The 21,011-nt window shown below is 60.1% G+C and carries 17 protein-coding genes, 2 tRNA genes and 1 pseudogene; 9 read left to right on the top strand and 11 right to left on the bottom strand.

Features of this window, described 5'->3' with window-relative positions; genetic code table 11:
* Positions 1–2: 2 nt before the first annotated feature.
* Positions 3–641, bottom strand: a complete 639-nt coding sequence (gene hisH, locus AC2FNC_RS05340) for an imidazole glycerol phosphate synthase subunit HisH (protein WP_496714769.1) — start codon at positions 639–641, stop codon at positions 3–5.
* Positions 642–1,229 (bottom strand): imidazoleglycerol-phosphate dehydratase HisB, encoded by a 588-nt coding sequence (hisB, locus tag AC2FNC_RS05335; RefSeq protein ID WP_480554066.1) that lies wholly within the window; start codon positions 1,227–1,229, stop codon positions 642–644.
* A gap of 154 nt (positions 1,230–1,383) precedes the next feature.
* Here hisB and AC2FNC_RS05330 point away from each other — a divergent pair, with 154 nt between their 5' ends.
* Positions 1,384–1,623, top strand: coding sequence for an Lrp/AsnC family transcriptional regulator (locus AC2FNC_RS05330; protein WP_480482339.1), 240 nt, complete (start codon positions 1,384–1,386; stop codon positions 1,621–1,623).
* Here the strand turns inward: AC2FNC_RS05330 and AC2FNC_RS05325 are convergent.
* The 3 genes from AC2FNC_RS05325 to AC2FNC_RS05315 form a co-directional block, all read right to left on the bottom strand.
* Entirely contained in the window at positions 1,620–2,480 is an 861-nt protein-coding gene (locus AC2FNC_RS05325; protein WP_496714768.1) for a GNAT family N-acetyltransferase, read from the bottom strand. The two genes, AC2FNC_RS05330 and AC2FNC_RS05325, sit on opposite strands and share 4 nt — an antisense overlap.
* Positions 2,481–2,561: 81 nt before the next feature.
* Positions 2,562–2,636 (bottom strand) — tRNA-Gly (locus tag AC2FNC_RS05320).
* Between the two features lie 33 nt (positions 2,637–2,669).
* Positions 2,670–2,744, bottom strand: a tRNA-Gly gene (locus AC2FNC_RS05315).
* 150 nt (positions 2,745–2,894) lie between these two features.
* Here AC2FNC_RS05315 and AC2FNC_RS05310 point away from each other — a divergent pair.
* Positions 2,895–3,047: a hypothetical protein gene (locus tag AC2FNC_RS05310; protein ID WP_480475907.1), complete on the top strand. Its 153-nt coding sequence runs from the start codon at positions 2,895–2,897 to the stop codon at positions 3,045–3,047.
* A gap of 15 nt (positions 3,048–3,062) precedes the next feature.
* On the opposite strand, the gene AC2FNC_RS05305 is transcribed toward AC2FNC_RS05310, so the two are convergent.
* From AC2FNC_RS05305 to AC2FNC_RS05290, 4 genes and pseudogenes are all read right to left on the bottom strand, one after another.
* Positions 3,063–3,446 carry an MAPEG family protein gene (locus AC2FNC_RS05305; RefSeq protein ID WP_480516262.1) on the bottom strand — a complete coding sequence of 128 codons (384 nt, stop codon included), beginning with the start codon at positions 3,444–3,446 and terminating at the stop codon, positions 3,063–3,065.
* A gap of 78 nt (positions 3,447–3,524) precedes the next feature.
* Positions 3,525–6,962, bottom strand: coding sequence for a pyruvate carboxylase (locus AC2FNC_RS05300; protein ID WP_496714767.1), 3,438 nt, complete (start codon positions 6,960–6,962; stop codon positions 3,525–3,527).
* Positions 6,963–7,116: 154 nt separating this feature from the next.
* Positions 7,117–8,244, bottom strand: a pseudogene (locus AC2FNC_RS05295) (alpha-hydroxy acid oxidase).
* 39 nt (positions 8,245–8,283) lie between these two features.
* Positions 8,284–10,080 (bottom strand): sensor domain-containing diguanylate cyclase, encoded by a 1,797-nt coding sequence (locus AC2FNC_RS05290; RefSeq protein WP_496714766.1) that lies wholly within the window; start codon positions 10,078–10,080, stop codon positions 8,284–8,286.
* A gap of 159 nt (positions 10,081–10,239) precedes the next feature.
* Between AC2FNC_RS05290 and AC2FNC_RS05285 the strand changes: the two genes are divergently transcribed.
* Positions 10,240–12,636 (top strand): ATP-dependent helicase, encoded by a 2,397-nt coding sequence (locus AC2FNC_RS05285; protein WP_496714765.1) that lies wholly within the window; start codon positions 10,240–10,242, stop codon positions 12,634–12,636.
* Between the two features lie 4 nt (positions 12,637–12,640).
* Here AC2FNC_RS05285 and AC2FNC_RS05280 read toward each other — a convergent pair whose 3' ends face one another.
* Positions 12,641–12,931, bottom strand: coding sequence for a DUF1330 domain-containing protein (locus tag AC2FNC_RS05280; RefSeq protein WP_480516272.1), 291 nt, complete (start codon positions 12,929–12,931; stop codon positions 12,641–12,643).
* Positions 12,932–13,301: 370 nt separating this feature from the next.
* Positions 13,302–13,526 carry a DUF1127 domain-containing protein gene (locus AC2FNC_RS05275; RefSeq protein ID WP_480493795.1) on the bottom strand — a complete coding sequence of 75 codons (225 nt, stop codon included), beginning with the start codon at positions 13,524–13,526 and terminating at the stop codon, positions 13,302–13,304.
* A gap of 888 nt (positions 13,527–14,414) precedes the next feature.
* Here AC2FNC_RS05275 and mraZ point away from each other — a divergent pair.
* Genes mraZ through AC2FNC_RS05245 form a run of 6 tightly spaced genes read left to right on the top strand, consistent with a single transcriptional unit; the run spans position 14,415 to position 20,977 of the window.
* Complete coding sequence (gene mraZ, locus AC2FNC_RS05270) at positions 14,415–14,918, top strand: division/cell wall cluster transcriptional repressor MraZ (RefSeq protein ID WP_209504537.1); 504 nt, start codon at positions 14,415–14,417, stop codon at positions 14,916–14,918.
* A gap of 4 nt (positions 14,919–14,922) precedes the next feature.
* Positions 14,923–15,915: a 16S rRNA (cytosine(1402)-N(4))-methyltransferase RsmH gene (gene rsmH, locus AC2FNC_RS05265; RefSeq protein ID WP_480476928.1), complete on the top strand. Its 993-nt coding sequence runs from the start codon at positions 14,923–14,925 to the stop codon at positions 15,913–15,915.
* Positions 15,912–16,280, top strand: a complete 369-nt coding sequence (ftsL, locus tag AC2FNC_RS05260) for a cell division protein FtsL (RefSeq protein ID WP_496714764.1) — start codon at positions 15,912–15,914, stop codon at positions 16,278–16,280. The genes rsmH and ftsL overlap by 4 nt, the downstream gene beginning before the upstream one ends.
* The gene (locus AC2FNC_RS05255) at positions 16,277–18,064 is read left to right on the top strand and encodes a peptidoglycan D,D-transpeptidase FtsI family protein (protein WP_480554073.1); all 1,788 of its coding nucleotides are present in this window, start codon (positions 16,277–16,279) and stop codon (positions 18,062–18,064) included. The genes ftsL and AC2FNC_RS05255 overlap by 4 nt, the downstream gene beginning before the upstream one ends.
* Before the next feature lie 22 nt (positions 18,065–18,086).
* Complete coding sequence (locus tag AC2FNC_RS05250) at positions 18,087–19,586, top strand: UDP-N-acetylmuramoyl-L-alanyl-D-glutamate--2,6-diaminopimelate ligase (RefSeq protein ID WP_496714763.1); 1,500 nt, start codon at positions 18,087–18,089, stop codon at positions 19,584–19,586.
* On the top strand, positions 19,583–20,977 hold the full coding sequence (locus tag AC2FNC_RS05245; RefSeq protein WP_480516286.1) for a UDP-N-acetylmuramoyl-tripeptide--D-alanyl-D-alanine ligase: 1,395 nt from the start codon (positions 19,583–19,585) through the stop codon (positions 20,975–20,977). The genes AC2FNC_RS05250 and AC2FNC_RS05245 overlap by 4 nt, the downstream gene beginning before the upstream one ends.
* The last annotated feature ends 34 nt before the right edge of the window (positions 20,978–21,011 follow it).

The raw sequence follows: 21,011 nt of genomic DNA, 5'->3' as shown, positions 1-21,011 counted from the left end.
CCTCAGGGCTTCCAGGTCAGGAAGTTGCCCAGCATGCGCAGGCCAACATCCTGGCTTTTCTCGGGGTGAAACTGCATCCCAACCATCGTGTCGCGGCCAATCACGGCCGTGACGTCCTGCCCATATTTCACATAAGCCAACCGCTGCGCCGGGTTGCTTACACGGAAGTGGTAGGAATGGACGAAATAGGTGTGATCGCCTGATTTCACCCCGGCAAAGATCGGGTGATCGCTTTCCAGAACCAGATCGTTCCAGCCCATATGCGGCACTTTCAGCGCGGCATCTGACGGTTCGATCCGAACAACATCACCTGCCACCCAGCCCAGACCATCGGTCTCTGTGTATTCATGGCCTTTGGTTGCCATCAGCTGCATACCAACACAGATACCCAGAAACGGACGGCCCTTCTGTTCGACCGCTTCGACCATCGCGTCATAAATACCCTTATGGCCGCGCAGCTCGGCGGCACAGGCCGGGAAAGCGCCATCTCCGGGCAGAACCAGTCGGTCCGCACGCGCAACCACATCCGCGTCAGAGGTGACGACAACGTCACCAGCGCCGACCTCTTGCGCCATGCGCTGAAACGCCTTTTCCGCTGAATGCAGATTGCCGCTTTCATAGTCGATGATGGCTGTCAGCATTTACAGCGCGCCCTTGGTCGACGGAATCGCATCCGCCTTGCGCGGATCGGTCTCAACCGCATCACGCAACGCGCGCGCGACAGCCTTGAACGCAGCCTCGGCGATGTGGTGGCTGTTGAAGCCGTGCAACTGGTCAATATGCAGGGTAATGCCGCCATGGGTGCTGAGCGCCTGAAAAAACTCGCGCACCAGTTCCGTGTCGAACGTACCGATCTTTTGCGTCGGCAGATCGACAGTCCACATCAGGAACGGACGGCCCGACAGGTCCAGCGCACAGCGCACCTGAGCGTCATCCATCGGTAGATGGCATTCGCCATAGCGCCGGATGCCCTTCTTGTCGCCCAGGGCCTGTGTCAAAGCCTGACCCAGGGCGATGCCGGTATCCTCGACCGTGTGGTGATCGTCGATGTGATAGTCACCCTTGGCGCGGATTGTCATATCAATCAACGAGTGGCGCGCCAGCTGGTCCAGCATATGGTCAAAGAACCCGACGCCGGTCTGATTGTCATAGGTGCCGGTGCCATCCAGATTGACCTCGACCGAAATTTCGGTTTCGGCGGTCTTGCGGCTGATCGAAGCGGTGCGCATGGGCGAATTCCTTTTGCTACAGGCGCGCTTATAGACGGGGTGGGGCCGGTTGATCCAGACCATGCGTTGCAATCGCTACAAACTGTTGCAAGGGATTGCACCCGGCCCGGCACCATGTCAGCTTGCAGACAACACGAACCAACAGGGCCACGCCATGTCCACCTGCGTATTCATCCAGATCCGCTGCAAACCCGGCACCACCTACAAGGTCGCCGAGGAAATCGCGCTGCGCGAAATACACTCAGAGCTTTATTCCACTAGTGGTGAGTTTGATCTGATGCTCAAGCTCTACATCCCCGAAACCGAGGATGTAGGCCATTTCATCAACGAACACCTGCTGGTGATTCCCAATATCGAACGCTCGCTGACGACGATGACGTTCAAGGCGTTTTAACCCAACTCAAACGTTGTCACGCCATAGATGCGGGTCAGGTCGATATCCGGTTGATCGCCGGAATACATCCGGGCGGTTTCGAACACTTTCGTAAGACCCAGCTTGTCGGCCAGTGCAAAGGCGGCGTTGTTGGGTTGTGGCATGTCGATGAACACCTCTTGCCCACTTTGATCTTCGGGCAGAGCTTTTAATACGCTTGCAAGCAGTGCTTCGGCAATGTCGGCGCGGTCCGCAAACAGCGGCCCGACCTTGTATCCGGTCCGACAGGGGCGCAGCGTGGCATAGCCTTTGATCTGCCCGTCTTCGGTAAACACGCGGGACACATGGCCGCTTGCGCTCAGCCAACCATGCAGGAACGCATCGCGCCGGGCGGGGAAAAGCTGACGATCATAGTCCCTTAACGCATCTGAAACGGTGCTCAGCACATCAACACCAGCGGTCGGTGCCAGCGCGCCTAGGATATCTGCAACCCGCCCTGAAAAGCGGTAGTTGTTATAGGCAAAGGTGAACCCGGATTTCCGGTAGTTGTCCTGCTGCTCGACCACGCCATCCAGACCCATGTTGCGCCCGGCACAGTGGGCCAGCGCGTGCTGCGCAATCTCAAGCCCGTGGCCATGGTGTCTGTATTCTGGCTTGACGATGTAGAAACCCAAAAAGGCAAAATCATCGTCGTAGTTCACCGCCGAGAGAGACGCGATCAATTCGCCATCCAGAAAACCTCCCAAGAACCCATCGGGATCAGTTGTACGAAAGCACTCGGCATCGTGACGACCCGGATTCCACCCCTCGCGCCCGGCCCAATCCACAGCCTCCTGCAACTCATCAGCGGACAAGGGGCGGATAACATAATCAGACATGCGAACATCCCGTGTTGCGAATTGCATTCAGAATGCCGCAACCGGGGCAGAAGAACCAGCATGTTTGGAAGGTTTGGTATCTGGAGCGGGCGAGGCGATTCGAACGCCCGACCCTAACCTTGGCAAGGTTATGCTCTACCCCTGAGCTACGCCCGCATCAGATACACATGTGGTCCGAAGACCTCTCAATGGAGCGGGCGAGGCGATTCGAACGCCCGACCCTAACCTTGGCAAGGTTATGCTCTACCCCTGAGCTACGCCCGCGCCGTTGAGTGAGGAGGGATGTATAAATTCCCACGCGGGGCTGCAAGCGGAAAAACACAAAAAGCGGGAAAAATCTTTTCGACGGAATCCGGCCCGTGATCCGTTCAACCCGTAATGCAAATCAGTAAAACACAGGCAGGAGGTGCCGTCATGATATCCGTTGCAGACCTGAAGATCGTGACACTTGCCGCGATGATTCTGATCGGCGCTGCCATCCTGAAGCCGGACCTGCATGAACATGATCAGTTCACACCGGTTCTGCTGGGTGCACCGCAGATCGAAACAACCGTTCTGGCAGGGTAACACCCGCCAGACGGCCTAAAGCGCCAGAATCAGGTTTGCGAAAGCCGCCCCCAGAATGGCGAGGAACGTCAGGCTCATGCCGGCCTGCCGCAGGATGACGATCTGCGGCGTTCGCCCAAATCCGTACGCATGCAAAAGACGCCCCGCCAGCAACATCAGCCCCAGCAGATGGACCAATATTCCGGCCGCGCCCTGAAGCTCAACCATGGCAATCAGCAGCAGGGAAATCGGGGCGTATTCGGCGCAGTTCGAGTGTGTCCGTATCGCCTTGATCATCAGCTTGCTGCCACCATCCCCGACCGAGATCTTATCGCTGCGTCGTTGCAGGATCACTTTGACGCTGAGTGCGACGTAGAGAAGTGCGACCAGGGCCGCATAGATCGGGGTGATTGCAAGCATAATGGGTCTCCGCTCAATCATAGAAAAAGGCCGTGCGGTCTCCCACACGGCCTGACGAACATTAGGTTGTTTTCCGTCTTATTCCAGTTCGATCAGAAGGTCCTTTGCGTCAATCTGGCCGCCGGGCTGGATATGCACGGCTTTGACTGTCGCATCACGCTCGGCATGGATACCGGTTTCCATCTTCATTGCCTCGATGGTCAGCAGCATGTCGCCTTCCTTGACCTGCTGGCCTGCGGTGACGGTAACCGTGGCCACAACACCCGGCATCGGCGCACCGACATGATCGGGGTTGCCGACCTCGGCCTTTGGGCGCGCCTGTGTGGTTGATGTGACCATCCGGTTCGGCACCCGGATCACACGCGGCTGGCCGTTGAGTTCGAAGAACACCTTGACCTCGCCTTTTTCATCCGTCTCGCCGATGGCCTGACACCGGATTTCCAGCGTCTTGCCGGGGTCGATCTCGGCCGTGATCTCTTCGCCGGGCTCCATGCCGTAAAAGAAGGTGCGCGTGGGAAGGGTACGGACCGGGCCGTAAATCCGGTGACGGCCCATGTAATCCAGAAACACCTTGGGATACATCAGGTACCCGTTCAGATCCTCGTCATCGACTTCTTTGCCTTCCAACTGCTTGGACAGCTCGGCGCGGGTGGCTTCAAGATCGACGGCAGGCACGTCCTTGCCGGGACGCTGGGTGTTGGGGGCCTCGTCCTTCAGCACCTTCTTGATGATGGTGTTCGGGAATCCTCCCGGAGGCTGACCCAGATTGCCGCGCATCATGTCGACGACCGAGTCGGGAAAGGCCACATCCGTCGCCGGATCCTCGACCTGCTCGCGGGTCAGGCCCTGACTGACCATCATCAGGGCCATGTCGCCAACAACTTTCGACGACGGCGTTACCTTTACGATATCGCCGAACATCTGGTTCACATCGGCGTACATCTGCGCGACCTCGTGCCAGCGCTCTTCCAGACCCAGGCTGCGCGCCTGCGCCTTGAGGTTGGTGAACTGACCGCCTGGCATCTCGTGCAGATACACCTCGGACGCCGGGGCCTGCAGGCTTGATTCGAAGGCCGCATATTGACCGCGCACGGCCTCGAAGTAATCGCTGATCTCGCGGATGGCCTTGATGTCCAGCCCGGTGTCACGGTCGGTGTGGCGCAGGGCCTCGACCACGGTGCCCAGCGTCGCCTGGGAGGTGTTGCCGCTGAAGCTGTCCATTGCGCAATCCACCGCGTCCACACCCGCCTCAGAGGCGGCAAGGATGGTGGCGCTGGCGATGCCGGCCGTGTCATGGGTGTGGAAGTGGATCGGCAGTCCAACCTCTTCCTTCAGCGCCCGGATCAGAATCTTGGCCGAGGCTGGTTTCAACAGGCCCGCCATATCCTTCAGACCCAGAATATGCGCGCCTGCGTCGCGCAGTTCCTTGGCCATGCCGACATAGTATTTCAGGTTATATTTGGCGCGATCAGGATCCAGAATATCGCCGGTATAACAAACGGTGCCCTCGCAGATCTTGCCGTTGTCGATAATAGCATCCATCGCAACACGCATGTTCTCGACCCAGTTCAGCGAGTCGAAGACGCGGAAGACATCAATGTTTTTCGATGCCTGGCGCACGAATTCCTGCACCACGTTGTCGGGGTAATTGGTGTAACCAACCCCGTTCGCACCCCGCAGCAGCATCTGCGTCATCAGGTTCGGCATTGCCTCACGCAGGTCGCGCAGTCGCTGCCATGGGCATTCCTGCAGGAACCGGTAGGCCACGTCGAAGGTCGCACCGCCCCAGCACTCGACCGAAAACAGCTGCGGCAGGTTCGCGGCATAGGTTGGCGCCACCTTGATCATGTCGATCGACCTCATCCGGGTCGCCAGCAGCGACTGGTGTCCGTCTCGCATGGTGGTGTCGGTGATCAGCAGCTGCCGCTGCGCCTTCATCCAGTCGGCCACAGCCTGCGGGCCTTTCTGCTCCAGCAGGTTGCGCGTGCCCATCCGCGGCTCAGCCTTCGGCGCGGGGGGCTTGGCGACTTTCAGGTCGGCACGAGGTTCGGGGCGGCCCTTGGTTTCGGGATGACCATTCACCGTGATATCGGCGATATAGGTCAGAACCTTGGTGCCCCGGTCGCGGCGGCGCTTGAAGGCAAACAGATCCGGCGTCGTGTCGATGAACTTAGTGGTGTATTCATTCGACAGGAAGGTCGGGTGCTTCAGCAGGTTGATGACGAAATCGATATTGGTGCTGACGCCGCGAATACGGAACTCGCGCAGGGCGCGGTCCATCCGGCTGATCGCCTTCTCGGGTGTCGGCGCCCAGGCAGTGACCTTTGTCAGCAGCGAGTCGTAATACCGCGTAATCACCCCGCCCGCATAGGCCGTGCCGCCATCCAGACGAATGCCCATGCCCGTGGCCGAGCGGTAGGCGGTGATACGCCCGTAGTCGGGGATGAAGTTGTTCTGCGGGTCTTCTGTGGTGATCCGTGTCTGCAGCGCATGACCGTTCAGATGCACCTCTGCCTGACTGGTGGCACCGGTGGCTTCGGCCAGCGTTTTGCCTTCGGCGATCAGAATCTGCGCCTGAACGATGTCGATGCCGGTGACCTCTTCGGTGACCGTGTGTTCGACCTGTACGCGCGGGTTTACCTCGATGAAGTAGAACTTGCCCGTCTCCATATCCATCAGAAACTCGACAGTGCCCGCGCATTCGTAATTCACATGGGCACAGATCTTGCGGCCCAGTTCGCAAATCTCGGCGCGCTGATCTTCGCTCAGGTACGGGGCAGGGGCGCGTTCGACGACCTTCTGGTTCCGGCGCTGGACCGAGCAGTCGCGTTCATAAAGGTGATAAATCTCACCATGCTTGTCGCCCAGGATCTGCACCTCGACATGGCGGGCACGGATGATCATCTTTTCCAGATAGCCTTCGCCATTGCCAAAGGCGGCCTCAGCCTCGCGGCGGCCTTCCAGAACCTTTTCTTCCAGCTCATCCTCCGACTGGATCGGGCGCATCCCGCGCCCGCCGCCGCCCCAGGACGCCTTGAGCATCAGCGGGTATCCGATCTCGGCGGCCTCCTTGCGGATCGCGTCCATGTCATCACCCAGAACTTCGGTGGCCGGAATGACAGGCACACCGGCCGCGATGGCCACGCGCCGCGCGCTGGCCTTGTCACCCAGTGCACGCATGGTCTCGGCCCGGGGGCCGATGAAGGTGATGCCGTTTTTGACACAGGCATCCACGAAATCCGGGTTTTCGGACAGCAGGCCATAGCCCGGATGGATCGCATCCGCGCCGCAGTGTTTGGCCACGCGGATGATCTCGTCAATCGACAGATACGCCGCGACCGGACCCATGCCCTCGCCAATCTGATATGCCTCGTCCGCCTTGAACCTGTGCAGGCCCAGTTTGTCTTCTTCAGCGTAAACAGCGACGGTGCGTTTGCCCATCTCGTTTGCTGCGCGCATGACGCGGATGGCAATCTCGCCGCGATTGGCGATCAGGATCTTGTTGAAGTCTGTCATATCAGGTCCCGGTCTTTGGTGTTTGGGCGTCTTATTGGGCGGAGAATACGCACAGGTACATCCGTTCTTCTGGGTAGAACCGGCATGTTATCGCTCGCAAACGCCCTTTGGCCTCGGCACACTTATAGGGATGCCGCGTTGCAGCATCAATATTTTAGCGTTTCGTCTCAAACTGACATAAATCGGCCAGTCCCATCTGACCCATATTCGCGTGCAGATCCTGCCTCAGGATATCGATCACATGCGCGGGGCCTTTTGCGCCAAGTGCCGCAAGACCGTACAAAAAAGCGCGCCCCAGCATGACGAAATTCGCGCCCAGCGACAGCGCGCGCAAAATATCCAGCCCGCCTTCGACACCGCTGTCGAATATCAGTGGCAGGCGGGTCGCGTTCCGGATCGCGGGAAGAACCTCGATGCTGGCCGGGGCTGCATCGAACTGTCGGCCCCCGTGATTCGACACCCACAGGGCGTCCACACCCACCTGTTCCAGCCTGTCCGCATCCTCGGGGCGTAGGATGCCTTTCACGACAAACGGCCCATCCCAATGATCGCGCAGCCATTTGACGTAATCCAGATCCGGAGAGGTTCGCAGCAGGTATCCGACATGGGCCGTCGGCGGCAGATCACCGGGGTCATCGATATACTTGTCCAGTGTGCGCATGTGTGGAACACCGCTGCGCAGCATGCCCAGCGCCCAGGCGGGCCTTTGAGCGATCTGCGCCAGCAGGCGCGGTGTCAGTTTCGGCGGCTGCCGCAGGCCCGAGCGTGTTTGCCGCTCCCTGCGCGAGGCGACAGGGACGTCAGCGGTCAGAACCAGGGTTCGAAATCCCGCCCGGCGCGCCCGGTTCAGCATGTCCACGCGAATCTCGGGGTCCCTTGGCGGATACAACTGGAACCACGCGGTCTCGCCCAGATAGGGGGCCAGGTCTTCTGGGCTCTGACTGGCCACCGTCGACAGCGAATAGGGAATGCCTGCTTTGGCGGCGGCCTGTGCCAGCTACCGCTCCGCATCAGGCCAGACCAGACCGGACATCCCGATCGGCGCAATACCGAAGGGCAAAGGACAGGTGCCGCCCAAGATTTTCACTGACGTATCGAATTCAAGGTCCCCATGCAGGATCGAGGGGCTCAGACGGACATCATCCAGCGCCTTTCGATTGCGATGCCGCGTCGTTTCAATCCCGGTGCCACTGTCGATATATTCCCACACGAAGTGCGGCAGCCGACGGCGTGCGCGGCGTTTCAGATCGGGTATGCCGGGATAGGTACTGTGCAGGCCCATAAGGATTGATCCGGCCTGCGGGGCGATTCGGCAAGGTTTTCAAGCGGCTTCCGGCGATGGGCGTTTACCCGTTGCAGGAACGCGCCTTGCCTGCTCCAGCGCCCCGGCGGCGACGTGAACCTGATTGCGCCCCTTGTCCTTGGCGACATACAGCGCATCATCCGCGGCACGCATCAAATCCTGCGGCATGGTGCCGTGGGCGGGGTAATGCGCGACCCCGACCGAGATTGTGATACGGGGCAGGGCCTTTTCACCATAGCGGACAATGACCGCCTCGACCGACTGGCGCAACTGCTCGGCACGGGTCATGGCATCTTCGGGGCTGTTGTCGGGCAGAATCAGCATGAATTCCTCGCCGCCGATGCGGCAGGCGATCTCGTCCCGGTCGCAACCCTGTTCCAGCGCCGCGCCGACGGCACGCAACACCATGTCTCCGGCGTCATGACCGTGCGTGTCGTTGAATTTCTTGAAGTGGTCCACGTCCACGGCAATCAGGCTCAGCGCTGCGCCGGTCTGCTGGCTGCGGCTGATGGCCTTGCGCAATGTCTCGGTCATGTGGCGGCGGTTGAACAGCCCGGTCAGCGGGTCGCGCACCGACTGGTCATGCAGTTGATCGCGCATACGGACATTGGCGATTGCCATGCTGATCTGTTCGGCGCACAGCTGCGCCAGCTTGCGGCTTTTATGGAAACAGGCTTCACGCCCCTCAGCTGCACGCAGATGCAACAGACCAACGGTTTCCCCGTGGGCCAGAATGGGAAAACAGAAATAGGGCCGTCCGTCATGCGGTTCGGCATGTTCGCAGACAAAATCGATCTCTGAGGCACCGAACTCATAAGTCCGGCCGCGCCTCAAACCCCAGCATCCTTCCGGATGGATATGAGATTTATGCGTTCCCCCGTTCCAGCTGGCACATCCGTCCAGCACATCGCGCGAGTTGGAATAGACGTACACGCTGCCCTCAGCCTCGGGCAGGATATGGGTCATAAAGCGGGCCACCATGTCGAAAAGCTCATCCAGTGAGCGGCTTGATTGCAACCACTCGTTCAACTCGCCCAGCAGGCGCACCTCGCGCGCCAGGCGAAGCTGCTCTCCCATCAGTTCGCGTTCTTTCACGGCCCGTTTGCGCAGATCACGCATCTGGCGGCGGTTGGTGCGGTGGACAATCAGGATGACAGTGGTCAGTGCCAGCAGCGCGACACCGCTAAGAAACACCAACGACCAACGCACACGGGTAATGAACAGGGTCCTGAGATCGGTGATGTCCGAATAGAACTCGATAGCGCCCAGGAATACGCCATCCACGGTGATCGGCGTATAGACTTCGGCCACATGGCGGCTGCCCGGGCCGGTTCGCTTAGCGGGGTCGTTGTCAAATGAATCAACCTCTGTCGCGGGCTTTTCTTCGTGGTTGTAGTAGACCCTTCCGGCGGCGACGACCGACTGGAAGTAAGGTTTTGTATTCACGGCCCCAATATCGTTTGCACGGGTCGACCAGAACACCTGACCGGATGCGTCAAACAGCTTGAACCGATAAATATCCGAGGTTTCGGGCAACAGCATCAGGAATTCCGCGTCATGCTCGTTTAACTCATGGAACCGAAACGTTGCATCCAGATTGTTCAGATGGCTTTCGACCTGACGGCTTAGCCGCATGGCGTCTTTTCGCAGGTCCGATTCCAACATGCGGTCTACAACCGGGGCAGGGGCAGCATAGATGCCCCATCCCGCTGCCGCTGTCAGCGCGATCAGAATAAAGGTCACACCCACAAGTTTCAGCCGTGACGACCCGCCCGCCAGTTCCGTCGCTTCCATCTGTTCCACTCCCGCAGCCATGGAACCAGCATCCGGGTCAGGACTTGACAGAGGGTTAACAGCCCTACAGGGCAGCGGCATCTTTGTTTAGAATTGAATGCAAAAAGACGTGAAAAATCCCCGCGAACAAGCCGTGAACAAACTCTTTCCCTTGGCGATCATCCGGCGTAGTTTGGGGGCATGAGCAGTTTTGACGAAATGGACGCCTTCGAAGGCGCATCCCTGTCGGCGCGGGCTATGGCCGTGCGCCCTTCGCCCTATCTGGATGATCTGAACCCGGCGCAACGTGACGCGGTCGAACGTCTGGACGGCCCGGTTCTGATGCTGGCCGGGGCGGGGACTGGCAAGACCAAGGCGCTGACGGCCCGGATTGCGCATCTGCTCAACACGGCGCGCGCGCGCCCGAACGAGATTCTGTCGGTGACCTTCACCAACAAGGCCGCGCGCGAGATGAAAGAACGAGTAGGCCGCTTGCTGGGCCAGCCAGCTGAAGGATTGCCATGGCTGGGCACCTTCCATTCCATATGCGTCAAACTGCTCCGCCGCCACGCGGAGCTGGTCGATCTGAAATCGAACTTCACCATTCTGGACAGCGACGACCAGCTGCGCCTGCTCAAGCAATTGGTTCGGGCCGCCAATATCGATGACAAACGCTGGCCGGCGCGGATGCTGGCGGGGATCATCGACGACTGGAAAAACCGTGCGCTGACGCCCGACAAGGTGCCTGTGGCGGATGCCGGGGCCTATAACAACAAGGGCATTGAGCTCTATGCTCAATACCAGACCCGCCTGCGCGAGCTGAATGCGGTGGATTTCGGCGACCTGCTGTTGCACATGGTCACGATTTTTCAGACCCATCCAGATGTTCTGGAACAATACCAGCGCTGGTTCCGCTACATCCTTGTGGATGAGTATCAGGATACCAACGTTGCCCAGTACCTGTGGTTGCGCCTGCTGGCCGGGGGGCACAAGAACATCTGCTGCGTGGGCGATGACGACCAGTCGATCTATGGCTGGCGCGGGGCCGAGGTGGGTAACATCCTGCGGTTTGAAAAGGACTTTCCCGGTGCCTACGTAGTGCGGCTGGAACAAAACTATCGCTCGACCCCACATATTCTGGCGGCGGCTTCCAACGTCATTCGGGGCAACGAAAGCCGTTTGGGTAAAGAGCTGTGGACCGATGCCAAAGACGGCCACAAGGTCAACCTGATCGGCCATTGGGATGGCGAGGAAGAGGCCCGCTGGATCGGTGAGGAAATCGACGCGATGCAGGGCGGGACGCGCGGTATCCGTCCGATGAACCTTGATGAGATGGCGATTCTCGTCCGTGCCTCGCACCAGATGCGCGCCTTCGAGGACCGGTTCCTGACCATCGGTCTGCCCTATAAGGTGATCGGCGGCCCGCGTTTCTACGAGCGGATGGAGATCCGCGATGCCATGGCTTATTTCCGACTGGTGACCAGCCCCGAGGATGATCTGGCGTTCGAGCGGATCGTGAATACGCCGAAACGCGGATTGGGCGACAAGGCGCAGCAGACCATTCAGATTGTGGCGCGTGAGAACGGCGTGTCTCTGGTCGAAGGTGCCCGGATCGCAGTCGACAATGGGCTGATCAAGGGCAAGGGCGGCAAAGCGCTGCGCGAATTGATCGACGGGTTAGCCCGGTGGAATGCGATGACACGCGGTCCCCTGATTGAGGTCGATGATGACACTGTTATCGATGATGGGGTTTCGCCTATCCGATATGGCGCGCCCGAGCATACCCATATCGAACTGGCCCAGATCATTCTCGACGAATCCGGCTATACGGCCCATTGGCAGAACGACAAGACCCCCGAAGCGCCGGGGCGTCTGGAAAACCTCAAGGAACTGGTCAACCAACTGGACAATTTCGAAAACCTGCAAGGGTTTCTGGAACATGTCAGCCTGGTCATGGACAATGAGCAGGATGGTGACGGCGCTAAAGTCTCGATCATGACCCTGCACGCGGCCAAGGGGCTGGAGTTTCCCGTCGTCTTCCTGCCGGGCTGGGAAGACGGGCTGTTCCCCTCGCAGCGGTCGATGGACGAAACCGGCCTCAAAGGGCTCGAGGAAGAACGCCGTCTGGCCTATGTCGGCATCACCCGTGCCGAAGAGGTTTGTACGATTTCCTTCGCCGCCAACCGGCGGGTATTCGGGCAATGGCAGAACTCGATGCCCTCGCGCTTCATTGACGAGTTGCCCGAAGACCATGTCGAGGTGCTGACACCTCCGGGCCTTTATGGCGGTGGGCATCAGACGGCGGGCATAGAAACCCGCGCGGCCGAAGCCAATGTCTATAACTCACCGGGTTGGAGACGGTTGCAGGCGCGGCAGGGCCAATATGGCATGTCGCAACCCCGCGAAAGCCGCAACACGGTGATCGACGCCACCGCACTGGCCAGTTTCACGCTGGGCGAACGGGTGTTTCACCAGAAATTCGGCTACGGCGCGGTGATCGGGATCGAAGGTGACAAGGTCGAGGTCGATTTCGACAAGGCGGGCATCAAGAAAGTGGTCTCGCGTTTTCTGACCAACAAGGATGACGTCCCGTTCTGAGGCGTCATATCCCGTCGACCAGAACCAGATTGGTGGTTGCGGTGGCCTTTCGGATCTTCGCCAGTTCGATGTAATCCGGGTCGTCCTTCCAGGCGTTCGCCGCTGCAAGATCCGGAAACTCCATCAACACAATCCCGCCTTCTGGCCAATCGCCTTCGATCCGTTCGACCGGTTTGGATGAGACCGTCAGCAGGCGACCGCCGTGGCGGTCGAAGATCGGCATGAAACCTGCCAGATAGCCCTGGTACCCGTCGGGGTCGTGAATGTTGATCTGCGCAATGAAATAGGCGGCCATGGCGTCCTCCGCATCAGAAGTCAGGATGCAATCCTACACCAGTGTCTGAAAAACAAAAAACGGCGGTTCCCAGGGAGGAGGAGAGGGAACCGCCGTCTTGTCAACATCAGAGCAGGGAGGAGGAGAGCCCTGATGTATGCGAACCCGGGTTTGAACCCGGTATGAGGAAGACGCGGCGATGTCAGGGAGGAGGAAGACATCGCCGCGCGCTTTCAACATCAGAGCAGGGAGGAGGAAGCCCCGATGTATCCGTGTCCGGCAGGTTGAGGCCGGTATAAGGTGCGGCAACGTCAGGGAGGAGGAAGACGCTGCCGCTGATTACAGACCCTAAGGGAGGAGGAAGGGCCTGATCTCAGTATGCGTGTTGCGCTTATCGCGCGGATTGTTCGTTCGCTGCCTGCATGGCAACGCGGCGGATCATCGAGCGGTGCAGGCCAAGATCGGCCAGCTCGCGGTTCGACAGAGCGGACAGTTCATTGACGGTCTGGCGGTACAGGCGATAGCGCACGAACCGGGTTTTTGCGTTTTCCAAAACTGCGCCAAAACCAAACGCCGGTGCGTTCTTTACTGCTGTATGCGTGCTTGCGACTGCCATGCTCTTCATCCGTATCTTTTTGTCTTGCCGGTATCGTCCGGCCCTTGCTTGAGACTGAAGATAGGCAAATGCTGCAATTGCACAATAGGTCACGACATCAATGCTGCTATGCAGCAAATGCATAGATTGGCTCAGTTTTTTCTTCCTGCCGCGATGCGCCTTGAAAATATGGGGTCGACCCTAGGTCAGCTTTTGCGACGACATCTGGCTCTTCACGGCGGCCTGCCTTTGAATTGAGCGCGCTCGGCGGGAAAATGGGCAAAACATATCCGTTCTGATGTTGACAAGGCATGGGTAAATCGCTCGTGGGAAATCATGGGGCGATGTGGTCGCGTGGGGGAGATTGCCGGAAAGCGATCCGAAATTCTGAACGATTCGAAGGGCTGATTGTGCATTTGGGGCTAATATTTCCAGTCCAAAAGAAAAGCAGGCAAAATTCTTGGGAAATCGCGGGAAAAAATTCGGCCGCAGAATTTTCTATATATAGGGGTGTGTTTTTCATCACACGCTAAAACTGGTGTCCTGGGACTCGAATCCTTCAATGATATTCCGCTCTGGCCGTGTTCCTCATGACACGCTGCGCAAGTTTCCTATTGATTTCCATGAATTCCCATGTCATCCCTAATACATCCGATGAGGACGAGGCAGCAGGGGCACCAAACGACCCCGACCAAAAATATTCAGGTTTCATACAGGCATCTCGCTTTCATCAACCAAGAGATCCGGCGCGCGGGCGAGCAGACATCCCCCCAGGTGGCGCGCGCAGCTGGACATCCCGCTTAGCGGGTCAATGCGGCGGGTTGATCAGTGGCAGCAGATCAACCCGCCGTTTTTCATCCGGGGGGGCCGTGAATTCAAGGTGGGGCGCAAGCGAAAGGGACAGTCGTCTTGGCGCGCAGGTTTAGAGGTGAGAGCCACCACAAGGTGGATACGAAGGGCAGGGTGTCGATCCCGGCCTCGTTTCGCCGTGTGCTTGAATCGTCCGATCCCAACTGGCAGCCCGGTGACAACCCTGAACTGGTGATTGTCTATGGTGACCACCGCCGCAAGTTCCTTGAATGTTATACCATGCAGGCGATTGACGAGGTTGATGCCAAGATCGATGCCCTGCCGCGTGGCTCGATGCAGCGGCGGATGTTGCAGCGCATGTTCCACGGTCAGTCCTTCCCGACCAACGTGGACGAAACCGGACGTCTTGTGCTGCCCGCCAAGCTGCGCAGCAAGATCGGTCTGGAAGGCGAGGCGTTCTTTATTGCCGCAGGTGACACCTTTCAGATATGGAAACCCGAGACCTACGAGGTCGAGGAACTGGCCAAGACCGAAGAATGGATGGATGATCTGCCTGACGATTTTGATCCGATGCAGTTCCTAGATGGCACCGGGGATGCGTAACGGCATGGCCGGCGCTGCGTCCTCATCAGAAAAACCACATATTCCCGTTCTGCTGCGCCCCTTGCTGGCTGCGGTTGCGCCGGTCACTGGCATCTGGCTGGACGGCACGTTTGGCGCGGGCGGCTACACGCGCGGGCTGTTGGAGGCCGGGGCGGACAAGGTTATCGGTGTAGACCGAGATCCGCTGGCCTTTGAAATGGCGGCAGATTGGGCGCAGGATTACGGCGACCGGCTGGTGATGCAGCCCGGCGTATTCTCGCGCATGGACGAATACGCGCAGGACCTGGACGGCGTTGTACTGGATCTTGGCGTGTCCTCGATGCAGCTGGATCAGGCCGAGCGCGGGTTTTCCTTCATGAAGGACGGTCCGCTGGATATGCGGATGAGCCAGCAAGGCGAAAGCGCCGCCGATCTGGTAAACACCGCGACCGAGGCGCAACTGGCCGATATCCTGTTCCACTATGGCGAAGAACGCGCCAGCCGCCGGATTGCCAAGGCGATTGTCAGGGCACGAACCGAGGCGCCGATCACAACAACCCTGCGACTGGCCGAGATTGTCGAATCCTGTCTGCCGCGTCCGAAACCGGGGCAATCGCATCCCGCAACGCGCAGTTTTCAGGGCCTGCGGATCGCGGTGAATGCCGAATATGAAGAGCTGTTTCAGGGCCTTATGGCTGCCGAACGTGCGCTGAAACCTGGTGGGCAGCTGGCCGTTGTCACCTTCCATTCCATCGAGGACCGGATGGTCAAACGGTTCTTTCAGTCGCGCGCGGGCAAGACAGGGCGTGCGAACCGCTATGCGCCCGAGATGGAACAGGACCAGCCGCAATTCACGCTGAAGACCCGCAAGGCGGTGGGGCCCGACGAACAGGAATTGCAGGAAAACCCGCGCGCGCGCTCGGCCAAGCTGCGTGTTGCGATCCGTACCGATGCTCCGGCGGGGGAAATTGAGGCCCGCGCCATTGGAACGCCTCAACTTGGGGGAAGGGCAAGATGAAGAGTGTTTTGTATGTGTTGACTGCCCTGTCCGTGTTCGGATTGGCGCTTTGGGCCTATCAGGAGAATTATCGCACCCAACAGGTGGTGAAGGAAACGCAATCCCTGCAACGCGAGATCGGCATGGCGCAGGTGCGGCTGGCGGTCCTGAACGCCGAATGGGCCTATTTGAACCGCCCCGACCGGCTGCGAGAGCTGGCAGACCTGAATTTTGAACGTCTTGGTCTGCTGCCTCTGCGGGCCGAACAGTTCGGGCGCGCCGATCAGATTGCCTTTGCCGAGGATCCTGACCTGCCCATCGTTGACCCGATTGAATTGCAGGCCATCACCGACGTTCAGGCCTTGGGCGAGGTGCAGATCCCATGACACGCACGCCCCTTCGCCCACTGGCCCGTATCCTTGACGCCCGCGCTCGGGGCGAAAACCCAAAGGCGATCGAGCGTGAAAACATCCGCAAGCGCCACGAAGACATGAAAGACCGCGCCCGCGCCCGCGCCGAAGGGCGTCTGCTGGTGCTGGGGTTGTTCTTCTTTTGCGCTTTCACGGTGGTTGGCGTCCGCATGGGTATGTTGGCAACGTCCGAGGCGCAGGAGCCGCTGGCCAATGCGCCGGGGGCTGCGATTGCCATGCAGCGCGCCAATATCGTCGACCGCGAAGGGCGCATTCTGGCAACCAATCTGGACACTTATTCCGTCTACGCGCAGCCACCGCTGATGATCGACCCGATTGCGGCAGCAGATCAGCTGGTCGCGATCTTCCCCGATCTGGATAAAGAGCGTCTGGTCAAGGACTTCACCGGCAACCGCAAGTTCCTGTGGATCAAGAAACGCATCTCGCCCGAACAGAAACAGGCCGTGCACGACATCGGTGATCCCGGCATCCTGTTTGGCCCGCGCGAAATGCGCCTCTATCCCAATGGCAAGCTGGCCGCGCACATCCTTGGCGGCTCCGGCTTTGGCCGCGAGGGCGTCAGCGCCGCCGAGGTGATCGGTGTGGCCGGGGTGGAAAAGCAGTTTGACGACTATCTGCGCGATCCCGCCAACGGCAACAAGCCGCTGCAACTGTCGCTGGACCTGACCATTCAGGCCGCGGTCGAACAAGTGCTCTATGGCGGTATGAAGATCATGAATGCCAAGGGCGCGTCGGCGGTTCTGATGAATGCGCATACGGGCGAGGTTGTATCCGCCGCCTCGCTGCCCTCATTCGATCCCAATGATCGTCCGCGCCCGCCGACCTCGGGGTTTGATCCCTCAGACAGCCCGCTGTTCAACCGCTATGTGCAAGGCGTGTACGAACTGGGGTCGGTCTTCAAGATTTTCACCGCCGCGCAGGCGGTCGAGCTTGGGCTGGTAAACTCGAACACCATCATCGATACATCCGGCCCGATGAAGATCGGGCGCTTCCCGATTGGTGAATTTAACGGCAAGAATTACGGCAAGATCAGCGTGGCGGATGTGATCGTCCACAGCTCGAACCGTGGCACCGGGCGTCTGGCGTTGCAGATCGGTGCGCAGCGGCAGCAGGACTTTCTGAATGCGCTCGGCATGTTCGAACCGACTCCGTTCGAGATTGTCGAAGCCAAGGGTGGTGTGCCGCTGATGCCGAAGAAATGGGGCGAGCTGAGCACCGTGACCATCTCCTACGGCCATGGCCTGTCAACCAGCCCGATGCATCTGGCGGCGGGATATGCGGCGATTGCCAATGGCGGGCACTATGTCAGCCCGACCATCCTGCGCCAGAACGGCCCGCAATACGGCCCCCGCGTGATGTCGCAGGGAACCGCGCGTCAGGCGCAGAAAATGCTGCGCAAGGTGGTGACGGATGGCACTGCCAGCTTTGGCGAAGTGCAAGGGTATGACGTGGCTGGCAAGACCGGCACGGCAGACAAGCCCAAGCCACGCGGCGGGTACTACGAAGACAAGGTCATCGCCACTTTCGCAACGATCTTCCCGGCCTACGATCCGAAATATGTTCTGATCGTCACGCTGGATGAACCCTCGATCGTGGCATACGGCGAAAAACGCCGAACTGCAGGCTGGACAGCAGTGCCTGTAGCTGCCGAACTTATTGGTCGCGTGGCACCTCTGCTGGGCTTGCGTCCCCGGCTTGAGCCTGAGGCGGGCGCTGCTATAACGCTGACCTCAAACTAGGCTGTCCGGCAAGAGGTGGGTCATGGGCACAAGGTCAAAGAAACTCAGCCAACTGGCCCTGACCGCGCGAGGCGGGGTAAACCCCGAGATCACCGGGCTGGCCGTTGACAGCCGCGAGGTGAAAGACGGTTTCCTGTTTGCAGCCCTTCCCGGCACGCGGGTTCATGGTGGTTCGTTCATCCAATACGCCCTGCGCATGGGGGCCGCCGCCATCCTGACCGATGCCGAAGGGGCGAGAATCGCAGCAGCTGAACTTGCGGTGTCGGATGCGGCGCTGGTGGTTGTCGAAGACCCGCGTCAGGCGCTGGCCGGGGCCGCCGCCCTGTGGTTCGGCGCGATGCCGCAGACCATTGTCGCGGTCACCGGAACAAACGGAAAAACCTCGGTTGCCACCTTTGTGCGCCAGATCTGGACCGAACTGGGCCATGCCGCCGTCAACCTTGGGACAACCGGTGTCGAAGGGGCATGGACAGCACCGCTGGCCCATACTACGCCCGAGCCGATCACCCTGCATCGCTGTCTGGCGGAAGCCGCCGAAAACGGCGTGACCCATGCCGCGATGGAGGCCTCGTCCCACGGCCTCGAACAGCGCCGCCTGGATGGCGTGCACCTGACCGCTGCCGGGTTTTCGAACTTCACGCAGGACCATCTGGATTACCACGAGACTTTTGAAGCGTATTTCGCAGCAAAGGCCGGGTTGTTCGACCGGGTTCTGCCACAGGATGGCACCGCGGTTATCAATCTGAGCGATCCCAAGGGGTCTCGGGTCCGCCGGATCGCCGAGGCGCGCGGTCAATCGGTGCTGACCGTCGGGTTGGGCGACGCCGATCTGTGCCTGATCAACCAGCGGTTCGATGCCACCGGGCAGGACCTGCGATTTGCGTGGCAGGGCCGGACCTTCCAGACCCGCCTGAACCTGATCGGAGGGTTCCAGGCCGAAAACATCCTGCTGGCTTGCGGTCTGGTGATTGCTGCGGGCGACAGCCCCGAACGGGTTTTTGAAACACTGCCGCATCTGACCACCGTGCGCGGGCGTATGCAGCTGGCCGCAACCCGCGACAACGGCGCGACAGTTTTTGTGGATTACGCACACACCCCCGACGCCGTGGCCACCGCCCTCAAGGCGCTGCGTCCGCATGTGATGGGCCGCCTGATTGCCATTGTCGGCGCGGGCGGCGACCGCGATGCCACGAAACGCCCGCTGATGGGCAGGGCGGCCTCGAACTATGCGGATATGGTTTTCGTCACCGATGACAACCCGCGCAGCGAAGACCCCGCCGCCATCCGCGCCGCCGTCATGGCAGGTGCACTCGAGGCAGCGGGCGACGTCAGCGTGACCGAGGTCGGCGACCGCGCCGAAGCCATTCTGCGCGGCATCAATGCCCTGCAACCCGGCGACGCACTGCTGATTGCGGGCAAGGGCCACGAAACCGGGCAGGTCGTCGGCGATCAGGTACTGCCCTTTGATGATGTGGAACAGGCCAGCATTTCCGTCGCCGCGCTGGACGGGAGGGTCGCATGACGCTCTGGACAGCATCCGAGGCCGCTCAGGCAACGGGCGGGCGGGTCACGACCGATTGGACCGCTGACGGTGTCTCCATCGACACGCGAACCCTTCAACCCGGTGATCTGTTTGTTGCGCTGAAAGCGGCGCGGGACGGGCATGAATTCGTGGCCCAAGCGCTTGAGAAAGGCGCGGGCGCGGCTTTGGTCTCGCATATTCCCGACAACGTATCGCCAGACGCACCACTGCTGATCGTCGATGATGTTCAGGCGGGGCTCGAGGCTTTGGGGCAGGCGGCACGCGCCAGAACGAATGCGCGTGTGGTGGGGGTGACCGGCAGTGTCGGCAAGACATCGACCAAGGAAATGCTGGCCGTGATCCTCGAAACACAAGGCAAAACCCATGCCAGCGTGGCCAGTTACAACAACCACTGGGGCGTTCCGCTGACCCTTGCACGGATGCCGTGTAACACTGAATTCGCAGTGATCGAGATCGGAATGAACCATCCGGGCGAGATTGCCCCGCTGGCCCGGCAGGCCCGCCCGCATGTGGCGCTGGTTACAACCGTAGCGGCGGTGCATCTGGAAGCCTTCGAGTCCGTCGCTGGTATCGCCCATGAAAAAGCAGCGATCTTTGAAGGGCTCGAACCCGGTGGCGCGGCAATCGTCAATGCAGATATCGACCACGCAGACATCCTGCGCCAAACGGCGCTTGGGCAGGGGGCCGGAATCGTGGATTTCGGCCAAGGCGCAACGGATTACCGGCTGACCGACGTTCAGCAGGCGGCGAACACCGTGAAAGCCGAGGCAGCCGTTGGTGAACAGGTAATCCGATTTGAGGTGAACTCTGCCGGTACGCATTTCGCCATGAACGCGCTGGGGGCCTTGGCAGCCTGCGTTGAATTGGGTGTTGATCTCGATGACGCCGTCGCAGGTCTGCGCGCATGGTCCCCGGTCAAAGGGCGCGGCGTACGGGAAAGCATTCCTCTGCCCGGCGGCGGGCAGATCGAACTGCTGGATGACAGCTATAACGCCAACCCGACCTCGATGGAGGCCGCGCTGGATGTACTCGCTGCCTCACAAGGCAAACGCCGCATCGCCATTCTGGGCGACATGAAAGAGCTGGGCACACAGGAAGTGGCGATGCACGCCGCCATGGCCGATGCCGAAGCGATGGCACATGTCGATCAGGTGCATTGTATCGGCCCGTTGATGCGGGCACTGCACCACGCGCTGCCCCCTGCCAAACGCGGTCTCTGGTCCGAAACCAGCGCCGAGATGGCCGGACGGTTGCCGTCGCTGGTCAGGGACGGCGATACTGTTCTGGCCAAGGGCTCTCTCAGCATGGGATTGGCCTCGATTGTTGACGGTCTGCGCAAAATGGGGCAAGGGGGCGCGCTTGACGGGTGATCACGCCCATGCGCCTCGTGTGAGAAAGGTATTG

This window comes from Ruegeria sp. BHSA123 (genome assembly GCF_059613425.1).
Note: the sequence above shows the minus strand (reverse complement) of the source record. Positions and strands in the feature narration are given on the sequence as shown.

Bases quoted from the DNA above. Each gene is read 5' to 3' on its own strand.
- hisH (WP_496714769.1), bottom strand. From the start codon at position 641: ATGCTGACAGCCATCATCGACTATGAAAGCGGCAATCTGCATTCAGCG.
- hisB (WP_480554066.1), bottom strand. From the start codon at position 1,229: ATGCGCACCGCTTCGATCAGCCGCAAGACCGCCGAAACCGAAATTTCG.
- AC2FNC_RS05330 (WP_480482339.1), top strand. From the start codon at position 1,384: ATGTCCACCTGCGTATTCATCCAGATCCGCTGCAAACCCGGCACCACC.
- AC2FNC_RS05325 (WP_496714768.1), bottom strand. From the start codon at position 2,480: ATGTCTGATTATGTTATCCGCCCCTTGTCCGCTGATGAGTTGCAGGAG.
- AC2FNC_RS05310 (WP_480475907.1), top strand. From the start codon at position 2,895: ATGATATCCGTTGCAGACCTGAAGATCGTGACACTTGCCGCGATGATT.
- AC2FNC_RS05305 (WP_480516262.1), bottom strand. From the start codon at position 3,446: ATGCTTGCAATCACCCCGATCTATGCGGCCCTGGTCGCACTTCTCTAC.
- AC2FNC_RS05300 (WP_496714767.1), bottom strand. From the start codon at position 6,962: ATGACAGACTTCAACAAGATCCTGATCGCCAATCGCGGCGAGATTGCC.
- AC2FNC_RS05290 (WP_496714766.1), bottom strand. From the start codon at position 10,080: ATGGCTGCGGGAGTGGAACAGATGGAAGCGACGGAACTGGCGGGCGGG.
- AC2FNC_RS05285 (WP_496714765.1), top strand. From the start codon at position 10,240: ATGAGCAGTTTTGACGAAATGGACGCCTTCGAAGGCGCATCCCTGTCG.
- AC2FNC_RS05280 (WP_480516272.1), bottom strand. From the start codon at position 12,931: ATGGCCGCCTATTTCATTGCGCAGATCAACATTCACGACCCCGACGGG.
- AC2FNC_RS05275 (WP_480493795.1), bottom strand. From the start codon at position 13,526: ATGGCAGTCGCAAGCACGCATACAGCAGTAAAGAACGCACCGGCGTTT.
- rsmH (WP_480476928.1), top strand. From the start codon at position 14,923: ATGGCCGGCGCTGCGTCCTCATCAGAAAAACCACATATTCCCGTTCTG.
- ftsL (WP_496714764.1), top strand. From the start codon at position 15,912: ATGAAGAGTGTTTTGTATGTGTTGACTGCCCTGTCCGTGTTCGGATTG.
- AC2FNC_RS05255 (WP_480554073.1), top strand. From the start codon at position 16,277: ATGACACGCACGCCCCTTCGCCCACTGGCCCGTATCCTTGACGCCCGC.
- AC2FNC_RS05250 (WP_496714763.1), top strand. From the start codon at position 18,087: ATGGGCACAAGGTCAAAGAAACTCAGCCAACTGGCCCTGACCGCGCGA.
- AC2FNC_RS05245 (WP_480516286.1), top strand. From the start codon at position 19,583: ATGACGCTCTGGACAGCATCCGAGGCCGCTCAGGCAACGGGCGGGCGG.